The sequence below is a fragment of the Sphingopyxis sp. NFH-91 genome (assembly GCF_021401285.1).
Classification (GTDB): domain Bacteria; phylum Pseudomonadota; class Alphaproteobacteria; order Sphingomonadales; family Sphingomonadaceae; genus Sphingopyxis; species Sphingopyxis terrae_A.
On record NZ_JACBGA010000002.1, the window covers coordinates 486,423 to 502,312 of the forward strand.

Below are 15,890 nucleotides of genomic sequence, written 5' to 3' on the forward strand. Positions count from 1 at the left end.
AATCGGACCGCCAAAGCTGACATCACCTTATTGTGACAGCGCAGATTCGTATCTCGCAATCAGATCGGCAAAGTGAAGCTTTGCTCGGGCAATGCACGCTCGGTGCCAATAAGTGAACAGCAATACCGCCACCCCGGCGACAGACGGCCCGACGATCCAATCTGTCTGGCCATCACGAATGGCTAGGCCGACCGCAAATGCCATCAGGGCGGCCACAACCCAAGCCTGAACTGTAAAGAACGGAACGAGTTTCCACCACATAGGGGGAATAGGTCTGCCGCTTCTCGGGTCGAAAGTGATGGAATAGAGAGCGCCCATAGCTGCTAATCTCATACCTCGACAATGTCTGCAATGGCGGCCGAACAATTCGCCTTAAGCGGCAACAATTGGTCGTAACCGGCCATTTGCCAGGATGCACGCCCGCCTAGGGAATGGCGTAGGTCACGTTCGCCTGTCCGACCGGCTTGTCGGGATCGTCGGTCCACACGCGGACATCCATCACCGCGAGCCGCTTGCCAAGGCGCAGCATATAGGCGTCGGCCATGACCGGGCCCGGTCGGCACGGGCGCAGGAACTGATAGTTGAGCGCGCTCGTCACCGCCATCGCGACGGGGCCGATATGGGCGAGGACGAGGGCGTAGGCGGCCATATCGGCAAAGCCCATCTGCGTCGGGCCGGAAATCAGCCCGCCGGGGCGCAGCGCCTTGTCGTTGGGATCGATGCGCGCCTGGATATGGCCCGGCGCGGCCGCAACGACATGGCCACGCGACCCCGGTTCGGAGTGGGGGAAGGCTTCGGCCATGAAGGCGTTGAGCGCGTCCGCATCCATGCGGATCGCGCTCGCCGAGATAGGCGCCTCCCCCGCCACGATTTTTAGCGCGACAGCTTCTTGTAGGTCGTCGCGTGCGGGCGCGTCGCTTCGTCGCCGAGGCGGCGGATCTTGTCCTCCTCATAGGCTTCGAAATTGCCTTCGAACCATTCGACGTGGCTGTTGCCCTCGAACGCCAGGATGTGGGTCGCCAGACGGTCGAGGAAGAAGCGGTCGTGGCTGATGACCACGGCGCAGCCGGCGAAATTTTCGAGCGCTTCTTCAAGCGCCGCGAGCGTTTCGGTGTCGAGGTCGTTGGTCGGTTCGTCGAGCAGAAGGACGTTGCCGCCCTCCTTCAGCATCTTGGCCATATGAACGCGGTTGCGTTCGCCGCCCGACAACATGCCGACCTTCTTCTGCTGGTCGCCGCCCTTGAAGTTGAAGGCGCCGACATAGGCGCGGGTCTGCATCTGATGCTTGCCGATCGTCATCAGTTCGTGCCCGCCCGAGATTTCTTCCCAGACATTCTTATTGGGGTCGAGCGCATCGCGGCTCTGGTCGACATAGCCGAGGCGCACGGTGTCACCGATCACGACCTCGCCGCTGTCGGGGGTTTCCTGACCCGTGATGAGCTTGAACAGCGTCGACTTACCCGCGCCGTTCGGCCCGATGACGCCGACGATGCCGCCCGGCGGCAGGGTGAAGGACAGATCTTCGAACAATAGCTTGTCGCCATAGGCCTTGGAGACATTGTGAACCTCGATCACCTTGCCGCCCAGACGTTCGGGCACCTGAATGACGATCTGCGCCTTGCCGGGGGTGCGGTTCTCCTGCGCTTCAACGAGCTGGTCGAAGCTCTTGATACGTGCCTTCGACTTGGCCTGGCGTGCCTTGGGCGACTGCCGGATCCATTCGAGTTCGTCCCGGATCGCCTTCTGGCGGCCCGCTTCCTCGCGCGATTCCTGTTCGAGGCGCTTCGCCTTCTTTTCCAGATAGGTCGAATAATTGCCCTCATAGGGGAAATAGCGACCGCGATCGAGTTCGAGGATCCAGTTCACGACATTGTCGAGGAAGTAGCGATCGTGGGTGACGAGGATGACGTTGCCCGGATAATCAACGAGATGCTTTTCGAGCCAGGCAACGCTTTCGGCGTCGAGGTGGTTGGTCGGTTCGTCGAGCAGCAGGATCGATGGCTTTTCGAGCAGCAGGCGCGTCAGCGCAATACGGCGCTTTTCACCGCCCGACAGGCTTTCGACGCCCCAGTCGCCCGGCGGACAACGCAGGGCTTCCATCGCGATTTCAAGCTGGTTGTCGAGCGTCCAGCCGTCGACCGCGTCGATCTTTTCCTGCAACTCGCCCATTTCGGTCATCAGCGCGTCGAAATCGGCATCCTCGGGCGGATCGGCCATCAGCGCGCTGATCTCGTTGAAGCGGTCGAGCATGTCGGCGACGGGGCGGACGCCGTCCATGACATTTTCCTTCACCGTCTTCGTCGGATCGAGTTCGGGTTCCTGCGCCAGATAGCCGAGGGTAATCCCCTCGCCCGGCCACGCTTCGCCGGTGAAATCGGTATCGATGCCCGCCATGACTTTCATCAGCGTCGACTTGCCGGTGCCGTTGGGCCCGACGATGCCGATCTTCGCATCCGAATAGAATTGCAAATTGATGCCGTTGAGCACCGGCTTTTGCGCGCCGGGATAGGTCTTGGTCAGACCCTTCATCACGAAACTATATTGGGCGGCCATGAAATGCTCCGAAACTGGCTGAGCCGCGCAGCGCGCGGCCGGAAGAGAATGAGGTCGCGGGCCGGTTAGCGAATGGGCGCGCGCTTGGCAATCGACGCTTGCGGCAGGGCGTATTGGCTGGTTAGGACAGAGGCATGACACATCGCCGCACAATCGCTCGCCTGACCGGCCTCGCCGCCTGTCTTTTGTCCACCGCCGCCTTTGCCGCGCCGAGCGCCGTCGAGATGGCGCAAACGGGCGAAGACCCGGCGCTCAAGATCACCGAAGACCTTACGACCGAGATCGGACCGCGCATGGCGGGGACCGAAGCCGAGACCGCTGCCCGTAAATGGGCGGTCGAACGGCTGCGTTCAATGGGCTTCGCCAATGTTCGTGAAGAAGCCTATACCATGCCGGTCTGGGTCCGCGGCGCCGAGACGGCCGAACTCACCGGACCGTTCCACCCCCAGAAGCTCGCGATCGCCGCGCTGGGCAACAGCGGCTCGACCGGAGCCGACGGCATCGAGGGCGACATCGCCTATTTCCCGAGCTTCGACGCGCTGAAGGCCGCGCCCGATGCCGCGGTCAAAGGCAAGATCGTCTTCATCGACAACCAGATGAAGGCGGCGCAGGACGGCAGCGGCTATGGCTATTTCGGACGCGGGCGCTTCGTCGGGCCAAACGCGGCCGCCAAAAAGGGCGCCATCGCCATCGTCATCCGATCGATCGGCACCGACAGCCATCGCAATCCGCATACCGGCGTGACCAATTTCGAAGCCGGTGTCACGCCGATCCCCGCGGGTGCCATCTCCAATCCCGACGCCGACCTGCTGGTCCGGCAGTGGCAGCACGGCAAGCCGCTGGGCCTGAAGCTGTTGCTGACCCCGAAAACGCTGGGCGACCAGCCGTCGGGCAATGTCATCGCCGAAGTCCCTGGCAGCGATCCCAAGGCGAGCCCGGTCATCATCGCCTGCCATCTCGACAGCTGGGATCTCGGCACCGGCGCGATCGACGATGCGGCGGGCTGCGGCATCATAACGGCCGCGGCGAAGCATATCATGGCCGCGGGGCAGCCGCGGCGGACGATCCGCATCCTGTGGGCCGGTGCCGAAGAAGTCGGCGTGTTCGGCGGCAAGGCCTATTTCGATGCCCATGGCAAGGAACGCCACGCGGTCGCCATGGAGTCGGATTTCGGTGCAGACCGCGTCTGGCGCGTCGATTTCAAGCTGCCCGAGGGCGCAGCCGGGCTTGCCGACCGCATCGCCGCGGCACTCGCGCCTTATGGAATCACCCGCGGAAAGCAGCCTGCGGGTGGCGGCGCCGATGTCGGCGCCCTGATCGAGTCGGGGGTGCCGACCATCGACCTGCAACAAGATGGGACACGCTATTTCGATATTCACCACACGCCCGATGACACGTTCGACAAGGTGGATCCCGCGCAAATCCGCCAAAATGTGGTCGCCTGGACGGTCACGATCGGGCTGCTTGCAAATAGCGCCGATGCCGAGCTACCATGACGGACAGCGCGGGGTAATCAGAACAGGGCGCGCCTGCCATCTCAATTATTTTTGTTGACGATTGGTACGGAACGTCTAAATCCCGCCGCTCGCGGGACGGGAAAGTTTCCCCAGCGCGGAATGGCATTTTAGGGAGCCCACACATCATGAAGAAGTTTGCTGCTATCGCTGTTGCTGCCAGCATGTTCGCCCTCGCCGCTTGCGGTGAAAAGGCTGCTGAAGAAGCGACCACCGAAGCTCCGGCTGCTGACACCGCCGCTGAAGCTGGTGCGGACACCGCCGCTATGGCTGCTGACTCGGCTGCTGCTGCTGCCGATACGGCTGCTATGGCTGCTGACACCGCCGCTGCCGCTGCTGACTCGGCTGCGACCGCTGCCACGGCAGAAGAAAAGAAGTAAGTCACAGCCCTTCGGGGCAATGACCGAAACAAAGGGCGGTCTTCCTTCGGGAAGGCCGCCTTTTTCTTTGCGCGCTGCTTTTTCACCTCTGTCAGCCTGGGTGCGCGCACAGCTCAGTTGACCACGCCCTCGATGCTCAGCGTGAAGCTGGTGGGCGTGCCGGTCGATCCCGCCATGCTGCCCTGCGGCCGCAGGCAGACATAGCGGACCGCGGGGTCGTAGGTGGCGACCGGCGAATAGGTGCAGGCGGCAAAGCTGGCCGGCGCGGTTGCAGCATTGGAATAGCGGATATCGCTCGCGGCGCTGAAGCTGAGCGCGCTCGTCGGCGATCCCTGGGTGAAGACCGGCGATGCCGCGGTCCCGACGCTGATCTGCGCCGGCAAGCTGTCGACGATGAACACGCTGTTGCTGTCGGTCGCGGTCGGTCCGCTGTTCTGAACCGTGAAGCTGTACCGCACGACCGCCCCCGGTATCGCTTTCGGGTTCGTCGTGCCGTTGACCGGATCCGATACCAGCGTCGAGCTTTTGGCGATTGCCAGCGTGGCGTTCGATCCGCGCTTGGTATTGGTGATGACGCAAGCGATCACATCGCCCATTTGCGGCGTCACGCTGCCGCCCGGACTTGTCGGCAGAGGCGTCGACGAGGCGGCGGCATTGGTGCAGTTCATCGTCGCCGTATACTGGCCCAGCGTCGTCGTCCCTGCGGCCGCTTCCGACAGGCTGTACGCCGTGCCGGCGCTGAGCTGCACCTGCGGCGTCGAACCATTCGACACGGTCGCCCCGCTGCCCGTCGTGGTGGTGGTGCCGACCACCGTGGCACCCTGCGCGATCGTCAAGGTGAACTGGTCGCCGCTGAACTGACGGCCGGACGCTGCCAGAGCCTTGGTCAATGTCAGATGCGGATAAGGCGTCTCGGTAAAGGTGCATTGCACCGCATCGCCGAACTGGAGCGATCCGAAATTATAGGCGGTGGTGACGACATTGGTCGGCAGCGGCGTGCTCGAACCGGTTGCCGTATTGGTGCAGGTCAGCGCCGAGCGATAATGCGACAGGCTGTTGACGCTGCCGGCGGCCATCGTCTGGTTCAGCGTCAGCGGGATCGCCGCCGAGCTCGACAGCGCGGCCGAGGTAAAGGGACCGAGGCCGGTGCCGCTCGACGTCCCCGTTGCCAGCGTCGATCCCGTTCCCGTCGTGTTGACCGAAAAGGTGAACTGGTCGGCCGGGTTGGCGCGTGCGCCCGAAATCTGCGTGTTCAGCCGGATCGAGGCGAAGCGCACCGCGAACATCGCGCCTTGCAGCCCCCCGCCCACCAAAGTCGTCGTTACCGACGTCGGCGATGTCGACCCCATGATATAGGCGCCCACGGTTCCCGCAGCGCCCGTTTCGGTGAAGCTGTTCGTTCCCGTCCCGGTCGTCGTCGGATAGGTGCTGCCGCTGATCGGCCCGGCGCGATCGAGCTCCTGCCAATTGCCGCCATTGGTCTGGAATCGCAGCGATTCGCCTTCGTTGCTCGACTCGCCGTCGGCGGCGACAAACATATAGGCGCTGATCGTCCCGGCTGCGGGCGGCGTCAGCGCGATGCTGCTGATCGCGATGGTCGTTGTCCCGGCCGCGGTCTGATACATGATCGGACGCCCGGCGATGCCAAGAAAAGCCGTATTGCCGACCGCACTGCCCGACCAGGACGGCGATGTAGCGGCGGTCATCGCCGCTCCCGACACCTTGAGATTGAAGCTCATCACCGTGCCGTCGGACAGGGTGAAGGAAAAATTCTGTCCGGACGCCGATCGCGCCGTCGTTTCGCTGTAACCGGTAAAGTCGAGCCAGCAATAGGTCTGCCAATCGGCAGGCCCGGTCGATCCCTGAGCGGTCGCGTAATAGCAATTGGCCGCCATTGCGGGACTTGCAGCGCACAGCGCCGCAAACAGCGCCGCCAGCGCCGCGAACAGTTTCTTCAGACGGCCGCCGGTCATCTCGATATCTGGTCCCTATCTCGACCCGCGAGCATAGAGAGGATTGTTTAGCAGCGGGTTAAGCATGGCCGCGCGCAGCCAGAGGGGGCGCTGCGGTGAAGCATTGGTCGGGGAGACAGGATTCGAACCTGCGACATCCTGCTCCCAAAGCAGGCGCGCTACCGGGCTGCGCTACTCCCCGACCGTGGAAGGCGCCTTAGACAGGCTTGGGGCGCAAGTCTATCCCGCTGACGTCGCGATCAACCGCGCATAGAAATCGATCATGCGTTTGAAGCTGTCGATCGCCATATGCTCGTTGGTGCCGTGGATCATTGCCGATTCCTTCAGCGTGAAATGCATCGGCATGAAGCGATAGACGTCCTCGGACACGCCCTCCATGCTGCGGCTGTCGGTGCCGCCGACGACGAGCATCGGGCTGAGCACCGCCTCGGGCGCGTCGGCGCGTGCCGCTGCAGCGATCCACTTCCAGCCCTGCGACGTTGACGAAGAGATGCGCGACGGTTCGCGCGGCGGCTTGACCCAGGCGAGATCGACCTTGGCATCGCCCACCGCCGCCTTCGCGCGCGCCATGATGTCCGACGACCGGTTCCACGGCGCGATGCGATAGTTGATGAGCGCATTGGCCGATTGCGGCAGTACGTTCTCCTTGGGGCTGCCCTCGAGCATCGTCGGCGCGATCGTGGTGTGAAACGCCGCCGCGGTCGACGGCGAGCCGGTGAGCTGGCGCTTGAGTATCGGCCCGAACAGCCACTGGTTGGCGACCGCCATCTTGGTAACGCCGCCTTTCTTCGCGGCGAGCACTTCGATCATCGAGGCACCGGGGCCGCGCACCTCCATCGGAAAGGGATCGCCGGTAATGTCGAGGATCGCCTTGGCCAGCGTTTCGACCCCGGTTTGGGCCGGCGGCATCGAGCTATGCCCACCGGGGGCATTGGTCGTGACCTTCAGCGTGCCATAGCCCTTTTCGCCGACGCCGATCAGGATGGCCGGGCCGTTGATGACCGGCGTGTCGGTGAGCACGATGCTGCCTTCGTCTATAGTGAAGATCGCCTTGACGCCCTTCGCCTTGAGCTGCGCCGCCGCGGTGATGGCACCCGATCCACCCGCCTCCTCGTCGTGGCCGGAGATGAGGTAGATGCTGCGCCCCGGCTTGAAACCCTGCACTGCCAGCGCCTCGATCGCCTCGAACAGGCCGACGAGCGATCCCTTGTCGTCGACGGTGCCGCGGCCCCATACCGCGTTATCGGCAATCGTCCCCGCGAAGGGCAGATATTTCCAGTCCTTCTCGGTCCCCGGGGTCACCGGCACGACATCCTGATGCGCCATGACGATGATCGGCGCCGCGGCGGGATCGCTGCCCTGCCATTGGTAGATCAACGTCTTGTTCGGCAGGATGGTGCGGGTCATCGCCGCATGGGCCGCCGGATAGCTCGCCGCGAGCCAGCCGTGCAGCCGGTCCCACTGCGCCCCGTCGTTGTCGGCGGCATCCTGATGCGAGACGGTCGGAATCTGTGCCGCTTCGCTGAGGTGCCGGACGGCGGCCTGCAGGTCGTACGTAGGCGCGGGCGCGAGCGTCACGTCGCTGCCGTCGGCGATGTCCTTGGGCGCAAAGGTCGCGGTTCGCACGCCGACGACAGCCCCGACCGCCACGATGACCGCCAGCCCGCCGAGCAGGATCGTCTTCTTGCTTGCCATGTCCCTCTCCCTTTCAACTCGGCCCAATGGACAGCGACCGGTTGCAATTTGCAAGGGAAATGGTGGGCCCGGCAGGACTCGAACCCGCAACCTAGCCGTTATGAGCGGCCAGCTCTAACCATTGAGCTACAGGCCCCCGAGAGGGATCAGCGGGCGATAGCCGAGCGCGTCGCCATTGCCAATATGCCGTCGGTATCGATTGCGGCGATGCTGCGCCGCGCCAGATGGTCGAGCACCACGTCCCACCAGCGGTAGAAGAGGTCCAAGTCCGCGTCGCTGCGCACATAGGGCGTGTTTCCCGGTTGCAGCGAGGGCGAGTGAAACGAAAAGTTGAGGATGGGCAGGCTTTGCTCGATCGCGATGTCGATTGCGCGGCACGCCTTGTCGGCGGGAATTCCTTCGGGCGTCAGCGCGATGCGTTCGACGAGCCCCAGGCGCGCGAGCGCGGCGCCGGCGCGCAGGCCATCGCGCGCCACCCGGTGATAGACCGGCGGACCGAGACGGCCGAGCGCGCCCCCGAAGACGGTTGTGACGGGGACTTCCAGAATGGCATCGCTCCCCTGCCCCACCCACCAGGGCCGCAGCGGCGCGCAGCGATAGTCGGGACCATGGCCGGGACGATAGTCGAAGCCCGACCGGACCGAGGTGTCGAGCCGAAAGCCGAGATCGGCGAGCATCGCGGCGCTGCTGCGTCCCAGCCCGTAACGCCCCGCACGATAGGCGAGCGGCGCGGTGCCGAACCGGTCGCGGATGCCATCGCGGAGCGTTTGCATCTTGGCGCGCTGCAATGTTTCGGGGAGATTGCCGGTGTAACTGTTGCGATCGTTCACCGCCTCGTCGAACGGCGGCGTTACCCAGGGATGGAGTTGGGCGCCGATGTCGCAGCGGCCTGACGCCAGCGCCGGTGCTAGAATGGCGACCGCCCGGTCGTCCTGCACGATCGGCCAGTCGACGAGATAGATGGGACGCACCCCGGCCCGTTCGAAATAGGATTGGCAGGCGGACAGCGCGGGGACCGAATCGAGCCGGAAATCGGTCCGAGAAAATGGTCCGTTCCAGTCAAAATCTTCCTCGGTATCGATCGTCACCCAAAAGCGCGGCGCCTCACCGTCCTTGAGTGCAATTTGACCGGATTCCGGAGGATAGGCCTGAATATTGGCCGCAGAACCCACCTTATTCCCCTTTACCCCGCCCCTATGCGGTTCGGCTATTCGCCGTGTTGGGCACCTAGTTCGGTGTCGGCCCTTGGGTTGGCCGAGGGAAGATACAAGGTCAAGGCATTATGACCGATATCGAGTCGTCCCCCGGCGCCGCGCGCCAGGCTGTCGACCAGTCGCAACGAAAAGCCGAGGCTGAGGATCGCGGCGCCGGGCGCCTCGCCTTCGGGGCTGAAGCCCGGATCAAGCAGATCGGCCGCCGATGCGAAGCGGATCGCGGCGGGACGCACGATGCGCAGTTGCAGCATGTCATCGGGACCGGCCTCCGCAACCAGTTGCCCGACAAGCGTCGTACCGGCTTCGCAAATATCGACGAGTGCGGTGAGCAGTCGGCCAACCATCCGCCGCGAATTGGCATCGTCGGCATGGGCCAGGAAGGGGCCGCCGACGCGCGAAATGCTGAGATCGATCCGCTGGTCGGCCAGCAGCGGCGCGAGGTCGCCTTCGATCTGCGCCATCACCGTCGCAAGGTCGGCGACCTCGTCGCTCGCCTTCGTCTCAACGACGCCTGTCGAACGTGCCGCGACGTCAAGATCGTCGATGATGTCCTGAACCGCGCCCGCGTCGGCGATGATCGAATCGGCCATCTTGCGATAGGCGCCGCTGACCGGACCGAACATCTGTCCCGAAATAATCTGGGCAAAGCCCGAGATCGCATTGAGCGGGCTGCGCAGTTCATGGATCAACTGCCGGATAGAGTCGCCCGAATCGCTCGATTCCGGGCGGCCATAAGGCAATTCATTGTGCTGCGGCCGCCGAGCGGTGCCGCGATAGCCGCAAAACTGGCCGGTCGCGGGATCGAACCAGGGCAATGCCGAAAAGCGCCATTCGCCGGCGTCAGCTGCCGACCCTTCAAGGATCATACGGGCGTTGACGATTTCGGCACGCTGGCGAAACGCGCCCACTGCGGCGCCATCGGTCCCTGGCTCGCCGCCCAAGGCGCTCTCGGCGATCGACAGACCGATCGCCGCGCCGCGGGTTATTCCGTCGACCCAGCGGATCACGCCGTCGGGTCCGGTTTCGAACAGGAAGCTCGTGCGCGGCCGTGCCGGAGCGGGCTTGCTGCGCGACGACTGATATTTGTCAATCCGCCGTACCAGTTCGCTGATCTGGCTCGGAGGTGCCTCGTCGACGACGTCCGATGCTGCGACGTCGGCGGCCGCGAGGGCGGGTTGCGGCAGTGCGACCGATCCCGCGCCCAGGCTGTCCAGCGCGCGGCGCACGCTCACGGGCAGATCGCTGCGCCCGGCGAGGATTGAACGCGCGGTGGCGGCGGTCGTCGGCAGCATCGCCAACCAGTCCGCCTCCGCCAGCCGCGCGCGGCGTAGCATCGTCGCGGAGACGGCCGGAACGTCATTCGCGTAAAAAGCGACCAGCGGCGCAAAGCGCCCGTGGCGGGCCACCGCAACGGCGCAATCGCGCCGCACCTTTTCAGGCACATCGCGGCGCAGCACCGCGAGCGCGTGGAAGGCGCGACGTATATCGGTCGTATCCAGTTGATTGCCGCGCTGCGCCAGAATATCGGTGAGCTGGCGCCACGCGGCGGTGCTCGCACGGCGGTCCGCCGGCGCTTGCCGCAAGATGGTCGCGATCATCGAGTCAGCGGTCACGCGAGGCCAGCCCATTCCCGTTTTGTTGGTTAGCGGAAGCTTAGCGGCTAGCGTGAATCAATCGCTCACGAAAGAGGGTAAGGGCACCACGTCACATTGTGGGACAATTGCAATCGCCTGAAATAATATTATGGTGAGGGCAATCGGGGAAAGCGGATGTTTCAATGATGGCAAGCCAGAAGTTCGATCAAATTGATTTGCAGATCCTCAACGAGCTGCAGAAAAACGGGCGGATAACCAATGTGGAATTGGCACAGCAGGTGGGGCTGACGGCTCCCCCGTGCCTGCGCCGCGTCCGCGCGCTGGAGGAGTCGGGCGTGATACGATCCTATCACGCCGATCTCGATGCCGCGAAGCTGGGTTACGGGATCACCGTCTTCGCGATGGTCAGCCTGCGCAGTCAGGCCGAATCCGACCTCAAGGCGTTCGAGGATTATGTCGGCGGACTGGCCGAAGTGCGCGAATGTTACATGCTCAACGGCGAAATCGACTTCCTGCTGAAGGTCGTCGCGCGCGACTTGCAGAGCTTTCAGTCGTTCCTGACGGCGCATCTCACCTCGGCACCGAATGTCACGAGCGTGAAGACGTCGCTTACGATTCGCACCGCCAAACAACTCGCCGGCATCCCGGTCGAGCCATAATCGCGACGCGCACGAAAAGGGGCGCCCTCCCCAGCGGGAGGGCGCCCCTTTTTATGTCCGATCAGTTCGCCGGTGCGGCGGCGGGAGCCGCTGCTGCGGCTGCAGCGGGCGCTTTGGCCGAGAGGTGGATGGTCCACAGATTCGCGAGACGCGCCCGGTCACCCTGCACCTTCGCGAAGCTGGCGATCGCCGCATCCTTCTGTCCCGCGAGAGCCTGCGCCACGCCGAGGCGATATTGCGCAAGCGGGTCGCCGCCGGCAGCCGCCTTTTCATACAGCGAGATCGCGGTCGCATAGTCGCCGATGCCGACAAGGCCGTCGGCGGTCTGGCGCGCCAGCTTGGGGTTCGCCGCGGTTGCGGCCTTGGCCGCGTCCGCCTTGAGCGCGACGGCGTCGGCCTTGGCCCGCGGTTCCTGCGATTCGAGGATCGTGTTGAAACGCTCGTCGGACGTCTGGATGACGTTCGCAGCCTGACCTTCCTTGATCACGGCAACCGCTTCACTCGGATAGCCCGCCTCGGTCGCCAGCGCGGCATATTCAAGATATTCGGGACGCTGCGTCATCGACTTGGTTGCACGCATCAGGCGGAACGTGTCGAGGTTCATGACCTTGTCGCTCGCTTCCTGCTGCAGCAGGATGAAAAGCGTGTTCCGCCAAATCACCGGCTGCGGATAGTCCTCCAGGCGCATCGCCAGCATATCGAGCAGTTCGCCATTGCGCTTCGCCGCCTGCAAGGCGCCTGCCGGACGAACATAAAGTTCTTCCGACGGCACACGGCCCGCGGCACGCGCCGCAGCGATCGCTTCCTTCGCAACAGCAAGCCCCTGATCGACCTGGTTCAGCTTGAGATAGCTGTCCATCAGAAGAACCGGCAGGCCCTGCTCGGTCGAACCGGCGGCCTTTGCGGCTTCCAGACGCTTGACGGCCTTCGCATAATCCTTGTCGCCATAGGCGAAATTGCCCGAGAAGAAATTATAGGCGGCCAGGCTTTCCGGCGGCGTCAGGCCCGATTCGAGCATGCCGTCGAGCGCCTTGCCCTGGATCGCCTTGTCGCTCTTGCCGATTCCGAGCTGGAGTTCGTAGAAAGATACGAGATATTTGTCGTCGGGGCTTGTCGCGCTCGCCTGCCCTTCGGCCAATGCGGCTTCGAGGGCCGCCATGTCCTTTGCCTTCGCCGCCTCGGTCAGCTTCTTGAGCGCAGGGCTGAATTCCTTGCTGGGCTTGAGCTGCGCGCCCTTCTCCTCTTCTTCCTTTTTCGGCTTTTCCTTCGCGGCGGCGGGCGCGGCGACAATCAGGGCGCAGCCGAGGACGGCGGCAACGGCGGTTGCGGACGTCTGGCGGAAACGCTTGAACATCGAAATCTCTCCTTTGTATCGGCCGCCGGTTTCCCGCACGAACAGGTCCGGCCACGTTCAGCAACGCGGCTAGCCCCGTCGCGTTGCCATGGCAAGACGAGCACGGTCGATATTTCCAATGGAGATTGCCGCCTGAACGGCGTTTGAACCCGAAACCGGGTCAGCCGATGGCGTCGATGGCGGCGTTGATATCGCGCAGCACTGCCGGATCGCCCGGGACCCCGGCCATCGCGCCTTCCGCTAGCTCGATCAGCGAGATGACCCCGAAGGTCGCGGCGAGGCTCTTGAGCCGCAGCGCCGCCATATGCCAGTTGGCATCGCAGCGCGACCGGCGCATCAGGTCGGCAAGCTCGCGGGCGCTGTCGGCAAAAACGGCGCGCAGATCCATCGCCATCGCCGCATCGTCGCCGATGGCCGAAGAGAGAAAGCGATCGAGAGGGCCGCTGTCGAACGACATTCCACAGCCTTGACAGCCCATGGTTAAGTTTCCGTTTCATGGCGGGCATTTGATGCTAAGATGGCCTGATGACGGGGGAAAAGAAAATCGTCGGTCTGTGGCGGGAGTCCGCGGCAAACCGGGAGAATGAGCAGCCGGCGCAGACCGATGCACCGGCGAGTGAAGCCGCGTCCGCCCTCGAAGCCGAGGTTCCGGTCGAGCGCGAATGGCTCGATATGACGCCGCTCGCGACCGATGACGACGATATGCCCGATCCGCAGAGCGGCGCGTGGCGCGACCGGCTGATGCCGACGCTGTTGGTAATCATCGGCCTCGGCTGGTGCCTGTTCGCCCTGTTTACCGCGACGAAGGGTTTTGCGCGTCCGGTCGCGCTCGATCAATGGCCGGCGCTTGTCGCGACCCTGTCGATGCCGCTCGTTTTGCTGACTCTGCTCTGGATGGCGTTGCTGCGGTCGAGCCGGTCCGAACAGGCGCGCTTTGCTCGCCTCGCCGCGGCGCTGCGCCATGAAAATGATGCGCTTGCGCAATCGATGGCGGTGCTTGGCGAGAAACTCGGCGAGGCTCAGCGTCAGCTTTCCGAACAGGCGCGCAATGTTCAGCAGCTGGGCGTCGATGCCGTGCTCCGGCTCAACGACAGCAGCGACAAGCTCGCAACCAATGCGTCGGTCATCGCCAATGCCCACGATCAGCTCGCGCGATCGGGCGACGTCGCGATGCAGCGCATGGACGGCCTGCTCGCCGGGCTGCCGCGCATCGACGATGTGGCGCAGCGGCTCGCGGTCAATTTCCGCGAAGCGGGGCTCGTCGCACATCAGCAGGGCGCGAATCTTGAAGCCAAGCTCGCCGAACTCGGCGAAGAGGCGGCCAAGGCCGCGCGGACCGGCGAAGCCGCCGCAGCGGGCCTCCACGAAGCGCTCGGCGCGCTGCAACAGCAGACGCAGGAAACCGAATCGGGGCTGATTGCCGCGGCGTCGCAAGTCACCGACGCGCATGGCGTCGCGCTGGCCCAAATCACCCAATCCTCGGCCTCGATCCGCGATACGCTACAGACGACGGTCGATAATCTGGGCGCGCGCCTCGATACCACCTGGCAGCAATATCGCGACCGGGTCGATGCCGCCGCAGACCAGATGGATGCACGTCTTGCGTCGGCAGAAGCAGCCGGCGCGGCGCTTGGCGACCAGCTCGCGGCGCATGGCACGGCGAGCGAGGAACTGGCGGCGCGGATTACGGCGCATGTCACCGAAACGCGGCAGCAGCTCGAGGTGCTCGATGTCAGCGTATCGGCCAGCACCGGTGTCATCGGTCGCGCGATCGACGATACCAAGGCCCAACTGGGCGCCTTCATCGCCGATGTGCAGACCGGCAATAATTCGGCGCATCAGCTTATCACTCACGCCGAGTCGCTGTTGCTCGCGCTCGATGCGGTGACGCGCGAACTCGACGAAACGCTGCCGCATGCGCTCGACCGCATGGCCTCGCACGGCAAGGCGACCCAAGGTGCGCTCGGGCAGATCAAGCCGCTGCTCGAAGCCTCCGAACTTGTCGCGCAATCGACCTTGTCACACGTCAACGCAGTCAAATCGACGTTGCAGGCGAATGAAGCCAAGATGGCCGAGCATGGCGAAAGCCAACAGGCGCTGACCGACCGGGTCAACGCAGCGCTTGCCGACGCCGATGCGGCCTTGGCCCGGCTGCGTGCGGGGGCGGACGATTTTGCCGATCAGGGCGGCGCGCGCATGATCGCTACCCTCGCCGAAGTTAAGTCCACCGCCGAATCCGCAGCCGACGAAGCGCGGCAGACGCTCGAGCGACTGGTCGGGAATGCCCGCGATGCGATGCAGGCGACCGCGACCGAGGCCATCGACGCGGCGTTCAAGACCGAAGTGACGGCGCAGCTCAAGGCGGTCGAGGATGCCTCGCAGCGCGCGGTGGAAGCGGCGAATGGCGCCGCCGATCGGCTCATGCGCCAGCTCATTACGATCATGGACACCAGCGCCAGCGTCGAACAGCGCGTCGCCGAAGCCGAGCAGGCCATCGCCGCATCGGACCGGGATTCGCTCGCAAAGCAGGTCGGTATCCTCACCGAAGCGCTCAAATCTAGCGCGATCGATATTACCAAGGTGATGTCGAGCGAGGTCAGCGACGCCGCGTGGGACGCCTATCTGAAGGGAGACCGCGGCATCTTCGCGCGGCGCGCGGTGAAGCTGCTCGACAACAGCGAAACCAAGGAAATTCTGCGCCTCTACCAGAATGACGATGGTTTCCACGCAGCAGTCAATCAGTTCATCCATGACTTCGAAGCGATGCTGCGCCTGCTGATCGGCGCGCGCGACGGATCCGCGATCAGCGTGACGCTGCTGTCGTCGGACATCGGCAAGCTTTACGTGGCACTGGCACAGGCGATCGACCGCCTGCGGAGCTGATTGCGGAACCGGGGCGCGCGGCAGTGGATGGGCCTGCTACGACCGATTTTGGTCGTCATTCCAAGGTACC

At 64.3% G+C, this 15,890-nt stretch carries 13 protein-coding genes and 2 tRNA genes; 4 read left to right on the top strand and 11 right to left on the bottom strand.

The features are described 5' to 3' along the window. Positions 1-27 precede the first annotated feature (27 nt). The 3 genes from L0963_RS07300 to ettA all read right to left on the bottom strand — a co-directional run bounded on the left by L0963_RS07300 (position 28) and on the right by ettA (position 2,553). A complete protein-coding gene (locus L0963_RS07300; RefSeq protein ID WP_202988283.1) occupies positions 28-318 on the bottom strand; it encodes a hypothetical protein in 291 nt (96 codons plus the stop codon). Between the two features lie 106 nt (positions 319-424). Then, positions 425-868 carry a PaaI family thioesterase gene (locus tag L0963_RS07305; RefSeq protein WP_003051729.1) on the bottom strand — a complete coding sequence of 148 codons (444 nt, stop codon included), beginning with the start codon at positions 866-868 and terminating at the stop codon, positions 425-427. A 5-nt stretch (positions 869-873) separates the two neighbouring features. Then, a complete protein-coding gene (gene ettA / locus L0963_RS07310) occupies positions 874-2,553 on the bottom strand; it encodes an energy-dependent translational throttle protein EttA (RefSeq protein WP_003051732.1) in 1,680 nt (559 codons plus the stop codon). 134 nt (positions 2,554-2,687) lie between these two features. Here ettA and L0963_RS07315 point away from each other — a divergent pair, with 134 nt between their 5' ends. Together L0963_RS07315 and L0963_RS07320 are read left to right on the top strand one after the other, a co-directional pair. Next, the gene (locus L0963_RS07315; RefSeq protein WP_234178978.1) at positions 2,688-4,049 is read left to right on the top strand and encodes a M28 family peptidase; all 1,362 of its coding nucleotides are present in this window, start codon (positions 2,688-2,690) and stop codon (positions 4,047-4,049) included. A 146-nt stretch (positions 4,050-4,195) separates the two neighbouring features. Next, positions 4,196-4,447 (top strand): hypothetical protein, encoded by a 252-nt coding sequence (locus L0963_RS07320; RefSeq protein ID WP_003051737.1) that lies wholly within the window; start codon positions 4,196-4,198, stop codon positions 4,445-4,447. A 113-nt stretch (positions 4,448-4,560) separates the two neighbouring features. On the opposite strand, the gene L0963_RS07325 is transcribed toward L0963_RS07320, so the two are convergent. The 6 genes from L0963_RS07325 to L0963_RS07350 all read right to left on the bottom strand — a co-directional run bounded on the left by L0963_RS07325 (position 4,561) and on the right by L0963_RS07350 (position 10,942). Continuing rightward, positions 4,561-6,420 (bottom strand): CshA/CshB family fibrillar adhesin-related protein, encoded by a 1,860-nt coding sequence (locus L0963_RS07325; protein ID WP_234178979.1) that lies wholly within the window; start codon positions 6,418-6,420, stop codon positions 4,561-4,563. A 104-nt stretch (positions 6,421-6,524) separates the two neighbouring features. Continuing rightward, positions 6,525-6,601: transfer RNA gene (locus L0963_RS07330), tRNA-Pro, on the bottom strand. A 38-nt stretch (positions 6,602-6,639) separates the two neighbouring features. Next, positions 6,640-8,115 carry a M20 family peptidase gene (locus tag L0963_RS07335; protein WP_234178980.1) on the bottom strand — a complete coding sequence of 492 codons (1,476 nt, stop codon included), beginning with the start codon at positions 8,113-8,115 and terminating at the stop codon, positions 6,640-6,642. Positions 8,116-8,175: 60 nt separating this feature from the next. Next, positions 8,176-8,251 (bottom strand) — tRNA-Ile (locus L0963_RS07340). Positions 8,252-8,261: 10 nt separating this feature from the next. Beyond that, a complete protein-coding gene (locus L0963_RS07345; RefSeq protein ID WP_231292951.1) occupies positions 8,262-9,203 on the bottom strand; it encodes a polysaccharide deacetylase family protein in 942 nt (313 codons plus the stop codon). A gap of 119 nt (positions 9,204-9,322) precedes the next feature. Further along, entirely contained in the window at positions 9,323-10,942 is a 1,620-nt protein-coding gene (locus L0963_RS07350; protein ID WP_234178981.1) for a histidine kinase dimerization/phospho-acceptor domain-containing protein, read from the bottom strand. 167 nt (positions 10,943-11,109) lie between these two features. On the opposite strand from L0963_RS07350, the gene L0963_RS07355 reads away from it, so the two are divergent. Then, on the top strand, positions 11,110-11,583 hold the full coding sequence (locus tag L0963_RS07355) for an Lrp/AsnC family transcriptional regulator (RefSeq protein ID WP_003051752.1): 474 nt from the start codon (positions 11,110-11,112) through the stop codon (positions 11,581-11,583). A 61-nt stretch (positions 11,584-11,644) separates the two neighbouring features. Here the strand turns inward: L0963_RS07355 and L0963_RS07360 are convergent, their stop codons facing one another. Both L0963_RS07360 and L0963_RS07365 read right to left on the bottom strand, forming a co-directional pair. Further along, positions 11,645-12,937, bottom strand: a complete 1,293-nt coding sequence (locus L0963_RS07360; protein ID WP_234178982.1) for a tetratricopeptide repeat protein — start codon at positions 12,935-12,937, stop codon at positions 11,645-11,647. Positions 12,938-13,097: 160 nt separating this feature from the next. Then, positions 13,098-13,394, bottom strand: coding sequence for a hypothetical protein (locus L0963_RS07365; protein ID WP_003051763.1), 297 nt, complete (start codon positions 13,392-13,394; stop codon positions 13,098-13,100). 68 nt (positions 13,395-13,462) lie between these two features. On the opposite strand from L0963_RS07365, the gene L0963_RS07370 reads away from it, so the two are divergent. After that, positions 13,463-15,820 (top strand): hypothetical protein, encoded by a 2,358-nt coding sequence (locus tag L0963_RS07370; RefSeq protein ID WP_234178984.1) that lies wholly within the window; start codon positions 13,463-13,465, stop codon positions 15,818-15,820. Positions 15,821-15,890 lie beyond the last annotated feature (70 nt).

Excerpts from the sequence above, each read along its gene's own strand:
- L0963_RS07300 (WP_202988283.1), bottom strand. The coding sequence starts at position 318 with ATGGGCGCTCTCTATTCCATCACTTTCGACCCGAGAAGCGGCAGACCT.
- ettA (WP_003051732.1), bottom strand. The coding sequence starts at position 2,553 with ATGGCCGCCCAATATAGTTTCGTGATGAAGGGTCTGACCAAGACCTAT.
- L0963_RS07315 (WP_234178978.1), top strand. The coding sequence starts at position 2,688 with ATGACACATCGCCGCACAATCGCTCGCCTGACCGGCCTCGCCGCCTGT.
- L0963_RS07320 (WP_003051737.1), top strand. The coding sequence starts at position 4,196 with ATGAAGAAGTTTGCTGCTATCGCTGTTGCTGCCAGCATGTTCGCCCTC.
- L0963_RS07325 (WP_234178979.1), bottom strand. The coding sequence starts at position 6,420 with ATGACCGGCGGCCGTCTGAAGAAACTGTTCGCGGCGCTGGCGGCGCTG.
- L0963_RS07335 (WP_234178980.1), bottom strand. The coding sequence starts at position 8,115 with ATGGCAAGCAAGAAGACGATCCTGCTCGGCGGGCTGGCGGTCATCGTG.
- L0963_RS07355 (WP_003051752.1), top strand. The coding sequence starts at position 11,110 with ATGGCAAGCCAGAAGTTCGATCAAATTGATTTGCAGATCCTCAACGAG.
- L0963_RS07360 (WP_234178982.1), bottom strand. The coding sequence starts at position 12,937 with ATGTTCAAGCGTTTCCGCCAGACGTCCGCAACCGCCGTTGCCGCCGTC.
- L0963_RS07365 (WP_003051763.1), bottom strand. The coding sequence starts at position 13,394 with ATGTCGTTCGACAGCGGCCCTCTCGATCGCTTTCTCTCTTCGGCCATC.
- L0963_RS07370 (WP_234178984.1), top strand. The coding sequence starts at position 13,463 with ATGACGGGGGAAAAGAAAATCGTCGGTCTGTGGCGGGAGTCCGCGGCA.